Origin of the sequence: Sphingomonas pseudosanguinis (assembly GCF_052056765.1) — a bacterium.
GTDB classification, from domain to species: domain Bacteria; phylum Pseudomonadota; class Alphaproteobacteria; order Sphingomonadales; family Sphingomonadaceae; genus Sphingomonas; species Sphingomonas pseudosanguinis.
Genome location: NZ_CP189888.1, coordinates 2,774,183 through 2,792,910, shown reverse-complemented (window position 1 = coordinate 2,792,910; position 18,728 = coordinate 2,774,183). Strand labels below are relative to the sequence as shown.

The window sequence follows — 18,728 nt, the reverse complement described above, 5'->3', positions numbered from 1 at the left end:
GGCGATATGTCCAAAAAAGCGAATAGACCCGGGGCTATACCGCGTCGTCGCGCCAGCGAACAGGCCGGCTTATCCGCCCAGCGTGATCGTCCCCGTCGATCGGTCGCCGCCCTCTGGGCGTAGCTCCAAGCGGAACGGCTTTTCTTCCGCCGTCTTGCCGACCAGCGCCGCGCCCTGATCGGTCAGGGTGAAGTCGGCCTCGCCCATCTTGTCACGGAACCAGCTGCGCACCGTGGCGGGGTCGGCCGGGCTGTCGAAGGTCATGGTGAACGCCTTGTCGCGGCCATTGCCGACATCGACGTTGCGGATCGTCGAGCCGGGATAGAGATGCACCCCGTTCAGCTCGAAATTGTCGGCCTCCAGCGACATTTTGGGCAGCTTGAACGCCCCGGAAAAGCCGGGCAGCGCCAGCTTCACCTCACCCGACTTGCCATCGACCGCCGCCAGCGTCTGTCCGTCCGAACTGTTGATCGAAATCGACGTCCCTTCCGTCGGCCGATCGCAGGCGGACAAGGCGAGCGCGGCGAGGAGGGGGAGGGCAAGGGGGGTGCGGGACAGGATGGACATGGCGGTAAACTCCCTCAAGCGTCCTGTGGACCGATATGGCCGGGTTGGGATTGTCCGCCCGGCAAGATTTAGCGACGCTGAATGTCGGTTTGAACGCAGGACGGGCATCCCCGGACCCGCGTGCACCGAGATCCTGGGCCATGGGTTGAAGGAACGCATGACATGACGACCGATCCATCCGCAGGCTGGGAAGCCGTTGCCGAGACGTTCGTGGCGATCCGCTCGGACATTGGCGTGGGACTGGTTCGATCGTGGGCCGCAAATGCCTTTCCGCCATCGACGGCGATCCTCGACCTGGGCTGCGGCTCCGGTGTGCCGATCGCACAGGCGTTGGCCGGTGACGGGTTTGCGGTGTGGGGGATCGACGCGTCCCCGTCACTGCTGTCCGCCTATCGCGCCAACCTTCCGAACATGCCCGCCCGTTGCGAGCCGGTGCAGCACAGCGACCTTTTCGCACGCCGCTTTGACGGTGTCGTCGCAATCGGCCTTATCTTCCTGTTGTCGGAGGCTGAACAGGACACGCTGTTGGCAAAGGTGGCGCACGCGTTAAAGCCTGATGGCTGTTTCCTGTTCAGCGCCCCGCGCCAGCGATGCGAATGGCACGATACCCTGACCGGGCGCGAGTCCCGTTCGTTGGGGGCGGAGGCCTATGCCGCAAGAATGGCCGAGCATGGCCTCGTTCTGGTCGGTGGCCTGACCGATGAAGGGCAGAATTACTATTACGACGCGCGCAAATCCGCCTGATCCCCAGGGAAGGGCTGGCGGCGATGGCGGGATGGAAACCACATCCCGTCATCCGGGTTTTCCCGGTTCCCCTGCCTGCCGATCATCCCTATGTGGCAGTCATCATGTCCGAATCCCGTTCCGCTGATCCGGTGACCCCCGTCGCCGCCGAACCCCCCGGCGCGCCGATCGGGTTTGTCGAGTTCGTCCTCCTGATCGCGGCGCTGATGGCGTTGACCGCGCTGGGGATCGACTCGATGCTGCCCGCGCTTCCCGCGATCGGCGAAGCGTTGAACGCCTCGCCCGCCGCGCGGCCGTTCGTCGTCACCGCCTTTCTGATCGGGTTCGGCGTCGCGCAACTGGTCCATGGGCCGCTGGCGGATCGCTATGGACGGCGGCGGGTGCTGCTGGTGGCGCTGGTCATCTATATCATCGCCAATGCCGCATCGGCGGTGGCGGGCAGTTTCCTGCTGCTGATGATCGCACGCGTCTGTGCGGGTGCGGCGATCGCGGCGACGCGGGTGGCGACGGTCGCGCTGGTCCGCGACTGTTATCATGGCCGTGCGATGGCGCAGGTCATGTCGATCGCCTTCATGGTCTTCATGGTCGTGCCGATCCTGGCGCCGGCCTTTGGCGAGCTGGTCCTGCTGTTCGGTAACTGGCGGCTGATCTTCTGGACGATCGCGGGGCTGTCGACGCTGGTGCTGATCTGGTTCGCGGTCCGTATGCCCGAGACGCTGGCGCCCGAGGCGCAGCTGCCCATCTCGCCCAGCCGTATCTGGAGCGGATGGCGCGAGACGGCGACCGACCGGCTGTCGCTGGGCTATACGCTGGCGGCGACCGCGCTGATGGCGGCGCTCTACGGCTATCTCAACTCGATCCAGCCGATCATGGCGGTGACCTTCGGCCGTGAGAAGCTGCTGGCGCTGATCTTCGCCACCACCTCGGTCACGATGGCGGCGGCCAATCTGCTCAACTCGCGGATCGTGATGCGGCTGGGCACCCGGTTGATCAGCCATAGTGCGGTGTCGATCCTGATCGCGGTGTCGGCGCTGCACTTTGCCCTCATCGCGCTGGGGATGGAATCGCTCGTCACGTTCGCGGTGTTGCAGGCGATCACCATGGCCTGTTTCGGCCTTGCCACCTCCAATTTTTCGGCGATGGCGATGGAGCGGATGGGCGGCATCGCCGGCACCGCGTCCAGCGTGCAGGGCTTCACCAGCGTTACCATCGGCTCGATCATCGGCGCCGGCATCGGCCAGGCCTTTGACGGGACGGCGGGGCCGCTGGTGCTGGGCTTCCTGACGGCGGGGATCGTGGCCTTCGGCGTCGTCTTCGTCACCGAGCGTGGGCGGATGTTCCGCCCGCTCTGATCCCGTCTCGCCGATCCTGGCGGTTCCGGGAACCGCCCCGACGTCAGCGCCGTTCCACCTCCGTAATCGAGGACAGGAGGCAAGCATGGGCGGACATCAGGTTCCCAGCCAGGGATCGGGCGACGATGGTTTCGACGAGGAAGGCTATGACGAGAGCCAGCGCGCCGAGATCCTGGAGGTCACGCGCGACGGCCCCAGCGACGGCGTCCTGCTGACCGATATCGAACCCGATCTGGGCGACGACAGCGTCGAGGACGAGCCGATCGACGAGTTGGACATGGATTCCGAAGAGGTCGGCGAGACCGACGCCTCGGTCGATATGGCCGAAGAGGATCTCGACGAGGACGATCTTCAGGAGGATTTCGAGCAGGACCGCGTGGCCGATGGTGACATCGACGACGCCGACGATATGGCCCTGCGGCCATGAACGGTCTGCCCGTCGCCCTGGCGGCGGGCGCGATCGTGCTGGTCGGTTGTTCGACCATGCCCGATCCGCGCGCCGGCCTGCCGCCGATGATGTCCAGCGGCTTTCGCTGCGACAATGGCAGCCAGTTCTGGGTCCGCTTCGACAATCGCGACGACAGTGCGTTGATGCGGATCGACGACCTGGAATTGCGGATGGAAGGGCAACAGGTGGCCTCCGGCATCCATTATTCCGGGGTCGGTCACGACCTGCGCGGCAAGGGCGATAGGGTGGTTCTTACTCGGCCCACCGGCGAATCGCTTCGTTGTACCGCAATTCGATAAGCAAAGACGCATTTCGCGGCCAAAAAGCGGCACAAATTGACCGTTGCCGCATTCTGCCCGCAATTGGTTCATCTAGGTGACAGGAACTGTGTCTCTGCGGCAACAGGTTCCGATAACGCGACCGAAAATACCACTTCTGTGCAACCGCGAACGTTTTTGCCGGTTAAGCGAGCCTGGGCTGAGCGGTTCATGCCGCCGCCCCACATAGAATAAGAGAAGGGTATCTCACATGCGTAAGCTTTCCCTCGTCGCCGCTGCTGCGGCCGCGTTCGTCGCCGTGCCCGCCATGGCCCAGGACATGAACACCACCACCGACACGACGGCGCCTGCCGCCGACACCGCGACCGCTCCCGACGGCACCCGCGCCTTCGGTATCGAGCCGTACGTTGCGGTCATGGGTGGTTGGGAGCAGTTCGATCGCCAGTCGGTCGCCGGCATCCCCGCGCAGCCCAAGGGCTATAACCTGGACGGCGCGCTGGTCGAGGGCATCGTCGGCTTCAACGTTCCGCTGGGCCCCGTGTTCGTCGGCGCCGAGGGCGCGGTCGCCAAGGGCGTGTCGGGTGACATCGACTGGCAGTATGGCGCCTATGGCCGCGCGGGCTTCCGCGCCGGTGAGAGCGGCCTGTTCTACGGCAAGGTCGGCTATCGCTGGAACAACTTCCACAACTTCGCTCCGGGTGTCCAGGGCGACCTGAAGCGCGACTATCACGGCACCGTGTACGGCGTCGGCGCCGAAGTCGGCCCGAAGGACATCGGTCTGGGCGGCCTGACCGGCAACTCGGGTCTGCGTCTGCGTCTGGAAGTCTCGACCTTCGACGACGCCCACTCGTTCCGTCCGATGGCGGGTGTGGTCGCACACTTCTGATCCTTCACGGGTCCAGTTGGCTTAAGGTGGCGGGGTTCGGCAGCGATGCCGGACCCCGTTTTCCTTTAGGGGCACGCTTCCCATATCGCCGGCCATGGTCGGACGGATAAAGCGCAAGGCAGGTTTGGCCGCAGCGGCGGAGCGGGCGGCGGCGGCGCCACCGCCGACCTGTGCGCTATGCGAGCGACCGCTGGGGGTGAAGGTCGAATGGCACCATCCCGTGCCCAAGAGCGAGGGTGGCCGCGAGACGGCGCCGGTTCACCCGATCTGTCACCGCACGATCCATGCGACGCTGACCAATGCGGAACTGGCAAGGGACTATTCGGATTTCGCGGTGCTGCGGGCGCATCCGGACGTCGCGCGGTTTCTGAGATGGATCGCGGGGAAGCCGGCGGATTTCCATGCGCCGACTAGGGTGGGACGGTAGGTTTTCTTGTTCACGCGAAGCCGCGATGGCGCGAAGGGTTTCGGTTCTCGCTGGGCCGTAGGAGCGGAAGTTGTTGGTTCGCGCAGAGGCGCAGAGGACGCAGAGAGGATTTTTGGAAAGCACTATCCGCTTTCCCCACGCTCCGTTCAGCCTGAGCGAAGTCGAAGGCCAAGGGCAAACATTCCCTCATAAGCCCTTCGGCCGCAGGCCAAGTCTGATCGCGTAAATAGGGCAAGGCGTTGTCCCGTGGCCTTCGACTTCGCTCAGGCTGAACGGAGGAAAGGGAATTTTGCGGGCCTTCCAGCCGTCTTCCGCTTCTTCTCTGCGCCCTCCGCGCCTCCGCGCGAACCAACCGTCTTCGCGCCATCGCGGCTTCGCGTGAACGAAAAAGGGCGGACCGAAGCCCGCCCTCTTGACCATCACTCCGCCGCGACACCCGCCGCCGAGAACATGTCGCCGGTCTCGCCCGGCTCTTCGTTCGCCGCCTTGGCGGTCTTGGCCTTCTGCCGCGTGTCGAACGCGTCCCAGACGTCGTTCCACTGGCCGCGCGTCGCCGCCTTGGAATATTCGGTCGCGCGCGTCTCGAAGAAGTTGGCATGCTCGACGCCGTTCAGCAGCGGGGTCAGCCAGGGCAGGGGATGCTCGTCGATCATGTAGATCGGCTTCAGGCCCAGCTGGCCCAGGCGCCAGTCGGCGATGTAGCGGATATACTTCTTGATCTCCTTGGGCTTCATCCCCTCGACCGGGCCCATTTCAAAGGCGAGGTCGATAAAATTATCCTCCAGTCGGATCGTCGTCTGGCAGACGTCGGCGATGTCGTCCTTCACCGCCTTGGTCAGGCACTGGCGCTCCTGGCAGAAGGCGTGGAACATGCGGATGATACCCTCGCAATGCAGGCTCTCGTCGCGCACCGACCAGCTGACGATCTGGCCCATGCCCTTCATCTTGTTGAAGCGCGGGAAGTTCATCAGCATCGCGAAGGACGCGAAGAGCTGGACGCCCTCGGTGAAGCCGCCGAACATCGCCAGCGTGCGCGCGATGTCCTCGTCGCTGTCGACGCCGAAATTCTGCATGTAATCATGCTTGTCCTTCATCTCGGCATATTCGAGGAAGGCGCCATATTCGCTCTCGGGCATGCCGATCGTGTCGAGCAGATGGCTGTACGCGGCGATATGCACCGTCTCCATGTTGGAGAAGGCGGTCAGCATCATCTTGATCTCGGTCGGCTTGAACACCCGGCCGTACTTCTCGTGATAACAGTCCTGCACCTCGACATCCGCCTGGGTGAAGAAGCGGAAGATCTGGGTCAGCAGGTTGCGCTCATGATCGGTCAGCTTCTGCGCCCAGTCGCGGCAATCCTCGCCCAGCGGCACCTCTTCGGGCAGCCAGTGGAGCTGTTGCTGGCGCTTCCAGAACTCGAACGCCCAGGGGTATTCGAAGGGCTTATACTGCTTGGAGGCTTGGAGGAGAGGCATCGGGGTTACTCCGGATACAAATCAAATGAGGTGAAGAGGGTGAAGGCCGGTTCAGCCGCTGCTTGCCCAAGAGCGCAGCGCGGTGGCGAAACCGGCGAGAATGATCCCGCCCATGGCGAACATGGTGCCCGCGATCAGCCGGGCGTAGCGGCCCTGGTCCGATCGGGGGTGACGGAGTTGCAGTAGCAGGACCGCGCCGATCCCGCCGAGCAGCGCGGCGACCGCGTACATGATGAACGCCGATGTCATGCGACCAATTCCGGCGTTGCGCGTTCCGAAACCGAACCCAACACAGGAGACTGAAAATGGTCGATGTCAGCCAGATCAAGGAACATGCGGAAGTCATCGGTGCGGACGGCGTCCATGTCGGCACCGTCGACCACGTCCAGGGCGACCGCATCAAGCTGACCAAGAACGACAGCCCGCAGACCCAGGACGGGCAGGGCGCCAAGCATCATTACCTGCCGATCGGCCTCGTCGCCGAGGTCGAGGGCGATCAGGTCCGCCTGTCGGCCACCGCGCAGAACGCCGTCGACCAGTTCGAAGAGGCGGAGTGAGCCACACTCTCCCTCTCCCATTGGGAGAGGGAGGGAGCGCCCGTCAGGGCGCGGAAGGGTGAGGGCGGCGTCGTTCATGCGACGTCGCCCTTTTTCTTTGAGGAACTGCCCTCATCCTTCCCACGCGGCTGCACCGCGCGGGCCCCTTTCTTCTCCCGGAGGGAGAAGGAGATTTGGGTGAGGACGCCTTCAAGGTTCTGCATCACCTCCGCATTTGTGACGCGGATCGTCCGATACCCCTCTCGCGCCATGAAATCTTCGCGGGACGCGTCATAATCTTCTTCGACGGCGTGCGTGTCGCCGTCGACCTCGATGACCAGCTTTTCGGAAAAGCACAGCATGTCGGCGAAGAATGGTCCCAGCGGCGTCTGGTGACGCCATTTCAGATGCGGATAGGTTTGGCGTAGCGCGCGGAGCAGGCGGCGTTCGGGCTCGGACGCGTCGCGGCGGAGTTGGCGGGCGCGAGGAACCGTGCCGATCGGTTGCTTCTCGTAAAGGCGCATCTGCCCTCACCCTTCCGCCGCTATGCGGCTCCCTCCCTCTCCCGAGGGGAGAGGGATTAGGCTGCCTCACCCCTCTCCCCTCGGGAGAGGGAGGGGCCGCCCGGCATAAGCCGGGTGGGAGGGTGAGGGCAGCCTATGCTCTCAAAGCCCGATCACTGACACGCCAGGCACTCGTCATAATCGGTCGTTTCCCCGATCTCGAACTTCGGCGCGCTGATCGTGTTGTCAGCTTCCACACCGCCCGACCCTGCGAACCCGGCGCGCTGCACCGACTTCGAGCGCAGATAATAGAGCGACTTGATGCCCAACTCCCACGCTCGGAAGTGGAGCATCAGCAGGTCCCACTTTTCCACATCGGCCGGAATGAACAGGTTCAGCGACTGCGCCTGGTCGATATAGGGCGTCCGGTCGCCCGCCAGTTCGAGCAGCCAGCGCTGGTCGATCTCGAACGAGGTCTTGAACGTGTCCTTCTCTTCCGCCGACAGGAAGTCGAGATGCTGGACCGAACCGCCATGCTCCAGGATCGAGTTCCAGACCGCGTCCGAGTTCTTCGACTTGGCGATCAGGATCTTTTCCAGATAGGCGTTCTTGACCGAGAACGACCCCGACAGCGTCTTGTGGGTATAGATGTTCGCCGGGATCGGTTCGATGCAGGCGCTGGTGCCGCCGCAGATGATCGAGATCGACGCGGTGGGCGCGATCGCCATCTTGCAGCTGAAGCGCTCCATCACGCCGACATCGGCCGCGTCGGGGCAGGGCCCGCGCTCGACCGCCAAGGTCATCGACGCCTGGTTCACCTGCGCGTTGATGTGCTTGAACATCCGCAGGTTCCACGACTTGGCCATCGCGCCCTCGAAGGGGATGCCGCGCGCCTGCAGGAAGCTGTGGAAGCCCATGACGCCCAGACCCACCGAACGCTCGCGACCCGCCGAATAGGCGGCGCGCTCCATGCCCGGCTCGTGACGGTCGATATAGTCCTGAAGCACGTTGTCGAGGAAGCGCATCACGTCCTCGATGAACTGCTTGTCGTCCTTCCACTGGTCCCAGGTTTCGAGGTTCAGCGACGACAGGCAGCAGACCGCGGTGCGGTCCTTGCCCTTGTGATCGATGCCGGTCGGCAGGGTGATTTCCGAACACAGGTTCGAGGTCGACACCTTCAGCCCCAGCTCGCGGTGATGCTTGGGCATGTTCTTGTTCACATGGTCGGCGAAGACGATGTACGGCTCGCCGGTCGCCAGACGGGTTTCGACCAGCTTCTGGAACAGCGCGCGTGCGTCGACCGTGGCGCGGACCTCGCCGGTCTTCGGGCTCTTGAGATGCCATTCGGCGCCGTCGCGCACCGCCTCCATGAAGGCGTCGGGGATCAGCACGCCGTGGTGCAGGTTCAGCGCCTTGCGGTTGAAGTCGCCGCTAGGCTTGCGGATCTCCAGGAACTCCTCAATCTCGGGGTGCGAGATGTCGAGATAGCAGGCGGCCGAACCACGACGCAGCGAACCCTGGCTGATCGCCAGCGTCAGCGAGTCCATCACGCGGACGAAGGGGATGATGCCGCTGGTCTTGCCGTTCAGGCCGACCGGCTCGCCGATGCCGCGCACCTGGCCCCAATAGGTGCCGATGCCGCCGCCGCGCGAGGCGAGCCACACATTCTCGTTCCAGGTGGTGACGATGCCGTCCAGGCTGTCGGGCACCGAGTTGAGATAGCAGCTGATCGGCAGGCCACGACCCGTGCCGCCGTTCGACAGGACGGGCGTCGCGGGCATGAACCACAGCTTCGATATATAGTCGTACAGCCGCTGGGCATGCTCGGCATTGTCGGCATAGGCCGAGGCCACGCGCACGAACAGGTCCTGATAGCTTTCGCCGGGCAGGAGATAGCGGTCGTTCAGCGTTTCCTTGCCGAAGTCGGTCAGCAGCGCGTCGCGCGCATGGTCGACCTCGACCGGATAGGGTTGCGGGCGCACCGACTTGGTGTCGGCGGGCGTCGGGGCCGGGGCGGCAGTGTCCGCCGCCATCTTCTCAAGCATGTCAGTCGTCATGTCGCTATCCCGGTCATCCCTGAAATCCATCATTGATGCCGCTCCTTTGTTCCTGATCCGTTCGAGCCGGCGTCCCGCCCCTTGCACCTGCGCGCCGCGAACGTCGCGATGGCAAGGATGGGGAACCGGCGCCCGGTGATACCGGGTGTTCGTCCGATCCCGATGATGCCGGGTGGCATATCGTCATCCTACCAGTGCTTGGGGCCGCCCCCGGCCTCTTCCACTATATAGTGTAAAATCCCGGCGGTTACCGCAAGAGGGGTAAAGCCTGGGGAGGAGGTTGGTTGCGACGAATGGCGGCGGCGTGCAAGCGCCCTGAACCCGCGACGCGTGGATGTCTGCGGGGTTCATGAAGCGCAAGCCTTAAAAAAACTTTTTTAGCGGTCGGGATCGGCCGTGGGTCAGTTCAGGGACAGCAAAAACAATGCCAGCAGGCCAATCAACGCGACCCCCATTTGTGGGGGCCGCAACCGCGCGAAATGACGCGGCGCCCCGCCCCAGCGCGCCAGCCAGGGGTCGGTAAGCGCGATCGAAGCATAGCCGACCAGCAACAGCGCCAGCCCTACCGGCGGCGAGGCGATCAGCGCCAGCAGCCCCAGCGAAAAGCGCAGGATCATGGTCAGCATCTGCGACACATGCGGTCCGCCGGGGGTGAAGAAGCTCAACCCGCGCGCGACCCCGGCCAGGAAGACGAGGATCGCCCCGCCCCACATCTGCCCAATGACCAGCGCCAGCGGAAAGCCCATCCACGCGCCGATGGCGGCGATCGGCAGGACCAGCACGGGGCCATAGCCAAAGATCAGGCTGAGCCAGGGCGCGTTCGGAGCATTGCCCTCGGGCGTGGGGGCGGGATGGGGCATGAGGTCGGTCATCGGGCGCGAACGTGCGGCCCGGCTTTCCTATCCGCCCAACCCGTTGCGTCGGCGGTCGCCGCACATTCCCATTCCTCCCTGCGAGGGGAGGGGGGCCATGCGATCCATGGTAGAGGGGTGTCGCCCGTCGTGGTTCCGCCCGACCTCTCCAACCGGGACACCCCCGTCAGGCCTGCCACCTCCCCTTGCAGGGCGTCGTTGCGAAATTGGCGCTTCCCCGCTCTTCACCCTCCATTCCGGCGAAGGCCGGGGTCCAGATGCTGAAGGCTCTCCATCCCTTATCAGCGGTTACCCGACTGGACCTCGGCCTCCGCCGGGGTGGTGTAAAGCGTTTTCATAACGATCCCCTCTGTCGGGGGAGGACAGCGGGTTAGGCCGATTGGCGCCGGGGTTCGTCGTCGCTGATCGCCATGTCGAGCCAGGGGTGATCCTCGGGCAGGGGCGTGGCGAAGGCGATGCCGACCCGTCCGTCGCGCTCCCAGCGGATATAGCTGCGCAGCGGCTTGTCGGTGCCGACGCGCAACCCGATCGCGGCACCGCACACGATATAGGCGGGGGGCAGCCCCTCGATCATCATGCCCGATGGCGACAGGTCGCGGATGCGCACGTCGAGGACGGCGCTGCCCGAGATGATCTGGGCGGAGCGCAGCATCTTCACCCGCGTGCGCCGCATCGATTTCAGGCCGACCGGCTCGGCATGGGCATCGCCGTCGTCCAGCATGCGATGCACCTCGGCGACGGGCACCGGCCGGCCATAGACGAAGCCCTGGATATGGCTGCACCCCAGTTCGCGGATCAGTTCGATCTCGTCCTGAAGCTCGACTCCCTCGGCGGTGGTTTCCATGCCCAGCGTATCGGCCAGCGTCACGATCGCGCGGATGATGGCGGCGTTGCGATTGCCCGATCCGACCGCACCGCGCACGAAGGACTGGTCGATCTTGATCTTGTCGAACGGCGCATGACGCAGATAGCCGAGCGAGGAATAGCCGGTGCCGAAATCGTCGAGCGCGAGGCGGACGCCCAGCGCCTTCAGCGCGGCGAACTGGCGTTCCGATTCCTGATCGTCGCGCAGAAACACGCTTTCGGTGATCTCCAGTTCCAGCCGCGATGGCGCCAGGCCGGACTGCGCCAGCGCCTGCGCGACCAGCGCCGACAGATTGGGCTTGGCGAACTGCACCGACGAGACATTAACCGCGACGCGCGCGGGCAGCGGCCAGCTGGCGGCCTCCATGCAGGCGGTGCGCATCACCCATTCGCCGATCTGCTCGATCAGCCCGCATTCCTCCGCCACCGGCACGAACTGGCCCGGGGGAATGTCGCCCTGGGTCGGGTGGGTCCAGCGCAGCAGCGCCTCATAGCCGACGATGCGTGCGTCATGTGTCGAGACGACGGGTTGATAGGCGAGGTGGAATTGCCCTTGCGCGATGGCGATGCGCAAATCCTCCTCCATCCGCTTGCGGCTGCGCGCGCCCTCCAGCATCGTCTCGGCATAGAAACGGTGCACGCCGCGCCCATCGCCCTTGGCGGCATAAAGGCCCAGATCGGCGTTGCGGATCAGCGCCTGCGAATCGTCCCCGTCATGCGGCGCGATGGCGATGCCGATCGAACAGCCGATCGTCACCTCGACCCCCTGGATGTCATAGGGGCGCGACAGGGTGGCGATGATGTCGGTCGCCAGCGAGGATAGCCGCTCGCGCTGGTCGATGCCGGGCAGGACGATCTGGAACTCGTCGCCGCCCAGCCGACCGACCAGCCCGACATCGCCGACCGTCTGTTCCAGCCGCCGCGCGACCTGTTGCAGCAATAGGTCGCCGGCCTGATGGCCCAGCGTGTCGTTGACCGCCTTGAACCGGTCGAGGTCCATCAGGAACAGCGCAGTCGGGCGGTAGGGATTGATCGACTGTTTCAGCGTCTTGTCGAGCGACAGCTTCATGCGTTGGCGATTGGCCAGGCCGGTCAGCCCGTCGAACAGCGCCAGCCGGGTGATCTCCGCCTCCGACCGGCGCTTTTCGGTCAGGTCCGAGCCCGAGCCGATGAAGCCGCGAAACCGGCCGATGCCGTCGATGATCGGACGGCCCGAAATCGACCACCAGCGGTCCTGCGCGCGCGGATCGCCCGACACCGCGCAGATAGTGTAATCGGAAAAGCTGGTGCGCGACGCCATGTGGAAGGACAGGGTCCGCTCGGTGCCGGGTTCCGACGAATCCATCTGGAACAACTCGGTCAGCGATCGCCCGGTGGGATCGACGCCGATCGCACGGAGGTCCTGCGCCACCTTGTCGGACAGATAGGTCAGCCGGCCATGGCGATCGGTTTCCCAGAACCAGCCGGTGCCGTGCTCCTCGAACTCGGCGATCATCTTGACCGCCTGCTGCCCCTGGCCAAAGGCGCGGGCGCGGGCATCGGCGACATTATAATCCATCTGCCCGCTGCATCGCGCGTTCATCACCAGGAAGAGCAGCGGCGGCACGACGGCGGCCAGCGTCAGCGGCAACGATGCGCCCCAGGCCATGGCGGCGATCGGCGCCAGAAAGGCGAAGCCGAACGAATAACCGATCAGCGCGCATCGGACCGGATGCAGGACCGTCGCGGTCGCCCACATCGCACAGAACAGCGTCAGCGCCGATGCCCATCCCGTGACGCCGTCATGTGACTGCGCGGTCAGCAGCAGCAACGGGCCGGACGCGACCGCGATCGCGAAGCCCATCACGATCAGCCACTGCTTCAACCGGTAGAAGGGCCATTGCCATGTGTTGCCGCGCCACAGCACCACCCCGAAGGCCGCCGTAGCGAGCAACAACGCCGCGCCGCCGGTCGCCTTTTCGATGAACAATGTAGAGGGGTCATAGCGCAGGCTGATGCCCAAAATGATCGCCACCGCGACGAGATTCTGAAGAATCGACAGCGGCCAGGTCCGGCACAAGATGCGGACGCGCGTCAGATGCAGCTCGACCAGCAGTTCGTCATTGTCCTCGACGATCCCCATCAGGGCGAGAAAGGATATGCGGTCGGAGGCGGATGACATGCGCGGCTTTGGGTCCCAGGGCGGCTCAGGGCGACCCTGCGCCCGCCGGAGTTAAGATTGATTGAAGTGAATCCCCCCGAGGGAATCGTCATCGCCATCGCACATGGCGTTGCACCGCGCGCGCCGCTGTCGCAAAAGGCGACCCCATGACGACCCTGATCCGCGACACCGACCTGATCGAGAGCGTGGCCGACGCGCTCCAGTTCATCAGCTACTATCACCCGATGGATTATATCCGCGCCTTGGGTAAGGCCTATGAGGCCGAAAAAAGCCCGGCGGCCAAGGATGCCATCGCCCAGATCCTGACCAACAGCCGGATGTGCGCGGAGGGGCATCGCCCGATCTGCCAGGACACCGGCATTGTCACGGTCTTTGTGAAATGGGGGCAGGACTGCCGCCTGTCGGGCGACCGTAGCTTGCAGGAAGTCGTCGATGAGGGCGTGCGCCGCGCCTATCTCCACCCCGAGAACAAGCTGCGCGCCTCGATCCTCGCCGACCCCGCCTTCACCCGCCGCAACACCAAGGACAACACGCCCTCGGTCCTCCATGTCGAGATGGTGCCGGGCAACACGGTTACCGTCGACGTCGCGGCCAAGGGCGGCGGGTCGGAAAACAAGTCCAAGTTCAAGATGATGAACCCGTCCGACTCGATCGTCGACTGGGTGCTGGAGATGATCCCGCAGATGGGCGCGGGCTGGTGCCCGCCGGGCATGCTCGGCATCGGCATCGGCGGCACGGCGGAAAAGGCGGTGCTGCTCGCCAAGGAATCGCTGATGGGCGCGATCGACATGGGGCAGCTGAAAGAGCGCGGCCCGCGTAACGATATCGAGGCGCTGCGGATCGAGCTGTTCGACAAGGTCAACGCGCTGGGCATCGGCGCGCAGGGGCTGGGCGGCCTGTCCACCATCCTCGACGTCAAGATCCTCGACTGGCCGACGCACGCCGCGTCCAAGCCGGTGGCGATGATCCCGAATTGCGCCGCGACCCGCCATGCGCACTTCACGCTCGACGGCTCGGGCCCGGTCTATCTCGAAGCGCCCAAGCTGGAGGAATGGCCCAAGGTCGACTGGAAGCCCGACCTGCAAACGGCCAAGCGCGTCGATCTCGACACGCTGACGCCGGAAGAGGTGAAGAGCTGGAAGCATGGCGACCGGTTGCTCCTCAACGGCAAGATGCTGACCGGCCGCGACGCCGCGCACAAGCGGATCAAGGACATGCTCGACCGCGGCGAGGAGCTGCCGGTCGAATTCAAGGGTCGCGTCATCTATTATGTCGGCCCGGTCGATCCGGTCGGTGAGGAAGTGGTCGGCCCGGCGGGTCCGACGACCGCGACCCGCATGGACAAATTCACCCGCATGATGCTCGACCAGGGTCTGCTGGCAATGGTCGGCAAGGCCGAGCGTGGTCCGGCCGCCACCGATGCGATCCGCGAATATCAGTCCGCCTATCTGATGGCGGTCGGTGGTGCGGCCTATCTGGTCGCGCGCGCGATCAAGGGATCGAAGGTCGTCGGCTTCGAGGATCTGGGCATGGAGGCGATCTACGAATTCGACGTGGAGAATTTCCCCGTCACCGTCGCGGTCGATTCCGAAGGCCAGAACGTCCACACGCTGGCGCCGCTGGTGTGGAAGGACAAGATCGCCAAGGAAGGCCTGCTGACCCCGGCGTGATCCGGTTCACCCTCCCTATCCGCGATGGGGAGGGCGGGCGGCTGGCAGAAAGCTCCCCTTTCCTGACCTCCGTTCAGCCTGAGCGTAGTCGAAGGCCACGGGACAACATCGCCAGCTGACAAAGTCTGGTGCCTCTGTCATCTCTTGGCCTTCGACTGCGCTCAGGCTGAACGGAGCGTGTGCTTTAACCGCGCCCCGTCACATCGCGTGGATTGTTCCTCCCCTCGCCAAGGGGGAGCCTGCACTCTCAATTCCTGTAGAGCGCGTCCAGGCGCTCGCCATACACCTCGCGCAACACGTGCCGGCGGATCTTCAGCGACGGCGTCAGCTGCTGGTTCTCGATCGAGAACGGCTCATGCGCGATCACGAAGCGGCGGATGCGCTCGGTGACCGACAGGTCGCGATTGACCCGGTCGACCGCCGCCGAGATCGCCGCGCGGAAGTCCAGATCGTCGTCGAGCGCCACGCGGTTGCAGCCCGTGCCCGACTTCGCGCACCACTCGGCGGTCCATTCGGAATCGGGCACGATCAGCGCCACCATATAGGGCCGCCGGTCGCCCGCGATCATCGCCTGCGCGATTTCGGGCTGGAGGGTCAGCATCCCCTCGACCTTCTGGGGGGCGACATTCTCGCCCTTGTCGTTGATGATCAGGTCCTTCTTGCGGTCAGTGATGCGCAGGCGGCCCGCCGTATCGAACTCGCCGATGTCGCCGGTGTGCAGCCAGCCGTCCTTCAGTACCCGCTCGGTCTCGGTCGGGTTGCGCCAATATCCGTGCATGACCAGCTCGCCGCGCACCAGAATCTCGCCGTCCTCGGCGATCCGCACTTCGGTATCGACGAGCGGCGGGCCGACCGTTTCCATCCGCACGCCGGCCTTGGGCCGGTTGCAGGCGATGACCGGCGCGGCCTCGGTCTGGCCATAGCCTTGCAGCAGGGTGAGGCCGATCGAGTGGAAGAACAGCCCGATCTCGGGGTTGAGCGGCGCGCCGCCCGACACCATTGCCTTCAACCGGCCGCCGAACTTCCTGGCGATTTTGGGCTTGAACAGCGTGGCGACCGCGAGCTGCGCGGGTCGGTCGACCAGTCGCAGCTTGCCGTCATAGCTGCGCGCACCCAGGGCCAGCGCCTGGTCGAGCAGCCTTGCGCCGAGGCCGCCCTTCTTCTCGATCGCCTTGGCGATGCGGGTGTGCAGTACCTCGAACAAGCGGGGCACGACGAACATGATCGTCGGGCGGACCTCTTCGATATTGGCGGCCAGCTTGTCGAGGCCCTCAGCGTAATAGATCTGCCCGCCCAGCGAGATGGGGAAATGCTGGCCCCCGGTATGCTCATAGGCGTGGGAGAGGGGGAGGAAGGAAAGGAACACCTCGTCCTCCCAGCCAAAATCCTCGGCGATCACCACGCTGCACCCGGCGCAATTGTGCAGGATCGCGCCGTGATGCTGCATCACCCCGCGCGGTGCGCCACCGGTGCCCGAGGTGTAGATGATGCAGGCCAGGTCGCCCCGGCTGAAATCGGCCTCCGCCGCCACGGTGGCGGCCTGGGTCGGATGCGCGGCGATCAGCGCGTCATATTGGCGGCAGTCGATCTGGCTCGGCCCCAGCCTCAGCGGCTCGATCCCGATCACCGTCTGGACATGGTTGGAGCGCAGCGCGGCGGGCATCAGCGTGGCGGCCAGCTTCTGGGTCGAGACGATGATCGCGCGCGCGCCCGAATTCTCGATGATGTGCGCGTGATCGCGTTCGGTATTGGTCGTGTAGGTCGGCACGGTGACGCAGCCCGCCGCCATGATGGCGAGATCGGCGATGCACCATTCGGGCCGATTCTCCGCGACCAGCATCACCCGGTCGCCGCGTTGCAGCCCCGTGGAGCGCAGCCCGCGCGACAGGCTGGCGACCTGTCGTGCCGCCTCGGCCCAGCTGATCGCGTGCCAGGCCCCGTCCTGCTTGCGCCACAGGAAGGGCGCGTCGCCCTTTTCGGCGGCGCGGGTGAAGAACATGGTGACGAGATTGGGAAAATATTCGAGCGTACGCATGGTCGTGCCTCTCCCACCGGCCCGTATCGCGCGCGTCAACGCGCGACCGGGCTCTTTGGTTGTCTTATTCCGCCGGGCGTCCCGGTTTGTCGCCGACCCGCTGGATCACGGTCATCCGCCCGGCCACGTCGATCGCCACGCCCTCGCTGCGCGGATCGGCGGCACCGACCCAGCGACCGCCGACGCGCTCGATCGCATTGGCCTTCAGCCCCATCGGCGCGACCGTCACGGTCTCCCCCAGCGCCCGAAGGCCGGGGACCAGCGCCTCCAGCGCGGTGCCCTGTTCGATCGTGGCGACCTTGCCCGGCGCGAAGACCAGGCCGGTCGCGATCGCGTCCTGCGCGCTCAGCTTCCAGTCGATGACGCCGATGATCGCCTTGGCGACCTGCGCGATGATGGTCGCGCCGCCGGCCGCGCCGACCGCCAGGCGCACCCGGCCGTCCGGGCCATAGACGATGGTCGGCGACATCGAGCTGCGCGGCCGCTTGCCGCCCTCGACCCGGTTGGCGACCAGATCGCCGTCCTTGACCGGCACGATGTCGAAATCGGTCAGCTCGTTGTTCAGCATCGTGCCGTCGATCGACAGGCCGGAGCCGAATGACCCCTCGACGGTGGTCGTCACCTCGGCGACATTGCCGCCCGCGTCGACCGCGACGAGATCGGTGGTGCCCGCGACCTCGCTGACCGGTGCGCGGACCCGCGCCGGCGCCCCCGGTGGCGTGCCGGGCGAGACCGACGCCATGGTGCGATCGGGCGAGATCAGTGCGGAGCGGCTGGCGATATATCGGGGGTCGAACAACCCCTTCAGCGGCACGCGGACATAATCGGGATCGCCCAGATACATGTCGCGGTCCGCATAGGCGAGGCGGGAGGCCTCGGCGAACAGATGCCAGGCCTGCGGCGAATCCTTGCCCAGCGATCCCATGTCGAAGCGTTCGAGCAGTTTCAGGATCGACAGCACCGTCGACCCGCCGCCCGAGGAGGGGGCCATGCTGCAAATCCGGTATCCGCGATAGGTGTCGCACAGCGGCGCACGCGGCTTGGCGGCATAGGAGGCGAGGTCGCCGGTCGTCATCTTCGACGGATTGCGTGGCGCGGTGTTGACCGTCGTGACCAGCTTCTGCGCCTGCGGCCCGACATAGAAATAGTCGGGGCCGAGTTTGGCGAGGCGTTCGAACAAGGCGGCCTGTTCGGGATTGCGGATGATGCTGCCCAGCGGCAGGACCTGTCCGTCGGGACCGGTCAGCCGGGCGCGCGTGGGGGCGTCGACATGTGCGCCGTACCGAGTCAGCGCGGTCTGGAGACGCGGGGTCAGCTGGAACCCGTCGCGCGCCAGCCGGATCGCGGGCTGGAACAGCCGCGCCCAGGGCAGCTTGCCGCCCTTGGCATGGGCCAGCGCCATGCCGCGCAGCGCGCCGGGCACGCCGACGCTGCGCCCGCCGGGCACCGCCTCGGCATGGGTCAGCGGGCGTCCTTCCGGGCCATAGAACCAGTTCGGGGTGGCGGCCATCGGCGCGGTTTCGCGCGCGTCGATGCTGTCGGTGCCGCGCGGCCCGTGGCGGACCCAATAGCTGCCCCCGCCGATGCCCGAGCTTTGCGGTTCGACCACGTTCAGCGCCAGCATGGTGGCGATCGCGGCGTCGGTCGCGCTTCCGCCGGCGCGCAGGATCTCGACCCCGGCGGCGGCGGCGCGCGGATCGGCGGCGCTGACCATACCCTCGGCGGGGGGCTTTGGGGCGGGCTGGGGGGCGGGCTGGCGCGCCTCGACGGGCGCGGCGAGAGGCAGCGCGAGCGCCGCCACGGACAGGAGCCAGTGCTTCATCCGGCCGACCCTAGCGGCAAGGCGCGCCCTG

The 18,728-nt window shown here is 65.7% G+C and carries 17 protein-coding genes; 8 read left to right on the top strand and 9 right to left on the bottom strand.

Annotation, left to right across the window (positions count from 1 at the left end):
- Positions 1-69 precede the first annotated feature (69 nt).
- The gene (locus tag ACQHGV_RS12675; RefSeq protein ID WP_440978449.1) at positions 70-567 is read right to left on the bottom strand and encodes a hypothetical protein; all 498 of its coding nucleotides are present in this window, start codon (positions 565-567) and stop codon (positions 70-72) included.
- 162 nt (positions 568-729) lie between these two features.
- Here ACQHGV_RS12675 and ACQHGV_RS12670 point away from each other — a divergent pair, with 162 nt between their 5' ends.
- The 6 genes from ACQHGV_RS12670 (at position 730) to ACQHGV_RS12645 (ending at position 4,702) form a co-directional block, all read left to right on the top strand.
- Positions 730-1,311, top strand: a complete 582-nt coding sequence (locus tag ACQHGV_RS12670; RefSeq protein WP_440978448.1) for a class I SAM-dependent methyltransferase — start codon at positions 730-732, stop codon at positions 1,309-1,311.
- Between the two features lie 104 nt (positions 1,312-1,415).
- Positions 1,416-2,663 (top strand): multidrug effflux MFS transporter, encoded by a 1,248-nt coding sequence (locus ACQHGV_RS12665; protein ID WP_440978447.1) that lies wholly within the window; start codon positions 1,416-1,418, stop codon positions 2,661-2,663.
- An 85-nt stretch (positions 2,664-2,748) separates the two neighbouring features.
- The gene (locus ACQHGV_RS12660; protein ID WP_440978446.1) at positions 2,749-3,090 is read left to right on the top strand and encodes a DNA primase; all 342 of its coding nucleotides are present in this window, start codon (positions 2,749-2,751) and stop codon (positions 3,088-3,090) included.
- On the top strand, positions 3,087-3,410 hold the full coding sequence (locus ACQHGV_RS12655; protein ID WP_440978445.1) for an MliC family protein: 324 nt from the start codon (positions 3,087-3,089) through the stop codon (positions 3,408-3,410). The genes ACQHGV_RS12660 and ACQHGV_RS12655 overlap by 4 nt, the downstream gene beginning before the upstream one ends.
- A gap of 229 nt (positions 3,411-3,639) precedes the next feature.
- Positions 3,640-4,275: an outer membrane protein gene (locus ACQHGV_RS12650; protein ID WP_409787598.1), complete on the top strand. Its 636-nt coding sequence runs from the start codon at positions 3,640-3,642 to the stop codon at positions 4,273-4,275.
- Positions 4,276-4,369: 94 nt separating this feature from the next.
- Entirely contained in the window at positions 4,370-4,702 is a 333-nt protein-coding gene (locus ACQHGV_RS12645) for an HNH endonuclease (protein WP_440978444.1), read from the top strand.
- Positions 4,703-5,121: 419 nt separating this feature from the next.
- On the opposite strand, the gene ACQHGV_RS12640 is transcribed toward ACQHGV_RS12645, so the two are convergent.
- Positions 5,122-6,177: a ribonucleotide-diphosphate reductase subunit beta gene (locus ACQHGV_RS12640; RefSeq protein WP_261268832.1), complete on the bottom strand. Its 1,056-nt coding sequence runs from the start codon at positions 6,175-6,177 to the stop codon at positions 5,122-5,124.
- 51 nt (positions 6,178-6,228) lie between these two features.
- Positions 6,229-6,426 carry a hypothetical protein gene (locus tag ACQHGV_RS12635; RefSeq protein ID WP_440978443.1) on the bottom strand — a complete coding sequence of 66 codons (198 nt, stop codon included), beginning with the start codon at positions 6,424-6,426 and terminating at the stop codon, positions 6,229-6,231.
- A gap of 56 nt (positions 6,427-6,482) precedes the next feature.
- On the opposite strand from ACQHGV_RS12635, the gene ACQHGV_RS12630 reads away from it, so the two are divergent.
- Positions 6,483-6,734, top strand: coding sequence for a DUF2171 domain-containing protein (locus tag ACQHGV_RS12630; RefSeq protein WP_183950269.1), 252 nt, complete (start codon positions 6,483-6,485; stop codon positions 6,732-6,734).
- Between the two features lie 74 nt (positions 6,735-6,808).
- Here ACQHGV_RS12630 and ACQHGV_RS12625 read toward each other — a convergent pair whose 3' ends face one another.
- The 4 genes from ACQHGV_RS12625 to ACQHGV_RS12610 all read right to left on the bottom strand — a co-directional run bounded on the left by ACQHGV_RS12625 (position 6,809) and on the right by ACQHGV_RS12610 (position 13,170).
- Complete coding sequence (locus ACQHGV_RS12625; protein ID WP_440978442.1) at positions 6,809-7,237, bottom strand: endonuclease domain-containing protein; 429 nt, start codon at positions 7,235-7,237, stop codon at positions 6,809-6,811.
- Between the two features lie 152 nt (positions 7,238-7,389).
- Positions 7,390-9,303, bottom strand: a complete 1,914-nt coding sequence (locus ACQHGV_RS12620; protein ID WP_440980205.1) for a ribonucleoside-diphosphate reductase subunit alpha — start codon at positions 9,301-9,303, stop codon at positions 7,390-7,392.
- A gap of 371 nt (positions 9,304-9,674) precedes the next feature.
- Positions 9,675-10,133, bottom strand: a complete 459-nt coding sequence (locus ACQHGV_RS12615; RefSeq protein WP_440978441.1) for a DUF3429 domain-containing protein — start codon at positions 10,131-10,133, stop codon at positions 9,675-9,677.
- Positions 10,134-10,515: 382 nt separating this feature from the next.
- Positions 10,516-13,170: a putative bifunctional diguanylate cyclase/phosphodiesterase gene (locus ACQHGV_RS12610; protein ID WP_440978440.1), complete on the bottom strand. Its 2,655-nt coding sequence runs from the start codon at positions 13,168-13,170 to the stop codon at positions 10,516-10,518.
- A 146-nt stretch (positions 13,171-13,316) separates the two neighbouring features.
- On the opposite strand from ACQHGV_RS12610, the gene ACQHGV_RS12605 reads away from it, so the two are divergent.
- Positions 13,317-14,840 (top strand): fumarate hydratase, encoded by a 1,524-nt coding sequence (locus tag ACQHGV_RS12605; RefSeq protein ID WP_183950272.1) that lies wholly within the window; start codon positions 13,317-13,319, stop codon positions 14,838-14,840.
- Between the two features lie 247 nt (positions 14,841-15,087).
- Here ACQHGV_RS12605 and ACQHGV_RS12600 read toward each other — a convergent pair whose 3' ends face one another.
- Together ACQHGV_RS12600 and ggt are read right to left on the bottom strand one after the other, a co-directional pair.
- Complete coding sequence (locus ACQHGV_RS12600; RefSeq protein ID WP_440978439.1) at positions 15,088-16,875, bottom strand: AMP-dependent synthetase/ligase; 1,788 nt, start codon at positions 16,873-16,875, stop codon at positions 15,088-15,090.
- Positions 16,876-16,939: 64 nt separating this feature from the next.
- On the bottom strand, positions 16,940-18,697 hold the full coding sequence (gene ggt, locus ACQHGV_RS12595) for a gamma-glutamyltransferase (RefSeq protein ID WP_440978438.1): 1,758 nt from the start codon (positions 18,695-18,697) through the stop codon (positions 16,940-16,942).
- Positions 18,698-18,728: the final 31 nt, after the last annotated feature.

Excerpts from the sequence above, each read along its gene's own strand:
- ACQHGV_RS12665 (WP_440978447.1), top strand. The coding sequence starts at position 1,416 with ATGTCCGAATCCCGTTCCGCTGATCCGGTGACCCCCGTCGCCGCCGAA.
- ACQHGV_RS12625 (WP_440978442.1), bottom strand. The coding sequence starts at position 7,237 with ATGCGCCTTTACGAGAAGCAACCGATCGGCACGGTTCCTCGCGCCCGC.
- ACQHGV_RS12650 (WP_409787598.1), top strand. The coding sequence starts at position 3,640 with ATGCGTAAGCTTTCCCTCGTCGCCGCTGCTGCGGCCGCGTTCGTCGCC.
- ACQHGV_RS12640 (WP_261268832.1), bottom strand. The coding sequence starts at position 6,177 with ATGCCTCTCCTCCAAGCCTCCAAGCAGTATAAGCCCTTCGAATACCCC.
- ACQHGV_RS12635 (WP_440978443.1), bottom strand. The coding sequence starts at position 6,426 with ATGACATCGGCGTTCATCATGTACGCGGTCGCCGCGCTGCTCGGCGGG.
- ACQHGV_RS12610 (WP_440978440.1), bottom strand. The coding sequence starts at position 13,170 with ATGTCATCCGCCTCCGACCGCATATCCTTTCTCGCCCTGATGGGGATC.
- ACQHGV_RS12660 (WP_440978446.1), top strand. The coding sequence starts at position 2,749 with ATGGGCGGACATCAGGTTCCCAGCCAGGGATCGGGCGACGATGGTTTC.
- ACQHGV_RS12600 (WP_440978439.1), bottom strand. The coding sequence starts at position 16,875 with ATGCGTACGCTCGAATATTTTCCCAATCTCGTCACCATGTTCTTCACC.
- ACQHGV_RS12670 (WP_440978448.1), top strand. The coding sequence starts at position 730 with ATGACGACCGATCCATCCGCAGGCTGGGAAGCCGTTGCCGAGACGTTC.
- ACQHGV_RS12645 (WP_440978444.1), top strand. The coding sequence starts at position 4,370 with ATGGTCGGACGGATAAAGCGCAAGGCAGGTTTGGCCGCAGCGGCGGAG.
- ggt (WP_440978438.1), bottom strand. The coding sequence starts at position 18,697 with ATGAAGCACTGGCTCCTGTCCGTGGCGGCGCTCGCGCTGCCTCTCGCC.
- ACQHGV_RS12655 (WP_440978445.1), top strand. The coding sequence starts at position 3,087 with ATGAACGGTCTGCCCGTCGCCCTGGCGGCGGGCGCGATCGTGCTGGTC.
- ACQHGV_RS12615 (WP_440978441.1), bottom strand. The coding sequence starts at position 10,133 with ATGCCCCATCCCGCCCCCACGCCCGAGGGCAATGCTCCGAACGCGCCC.
- ACQHGV_RS12605 (WP_183950272.1), top strand. The coding sequence starts at position 13,317 with ATGACGACCCTGATCCGCGACACCGACCTGATCGAGAGCGTGGCCGAC.
- ACQHGV_RS12630 (WP_183950269.1), top strand. The coding sequence starts at position 6,483 with ATGGTCGATGTCAGCCAGATCAAGGAACATGCGGAAGTCATCGGTGCG.
- ACQHGV_RS12675 (WP_440978449.1), bottom strand. The coding sequence starts at position 567 with ATGTCCATCCTGTCCCGCACCCCCCTTGCCCTCCCCCTCCTCGCCGCG.
- ACQHGV_RS12620 (WP_440980205.1), bottom strand. The coding sequence starts at position 9,303 with ATGGATTTCAGGGATGACCGGGATAGCGACATGACGACTGACATGCTT.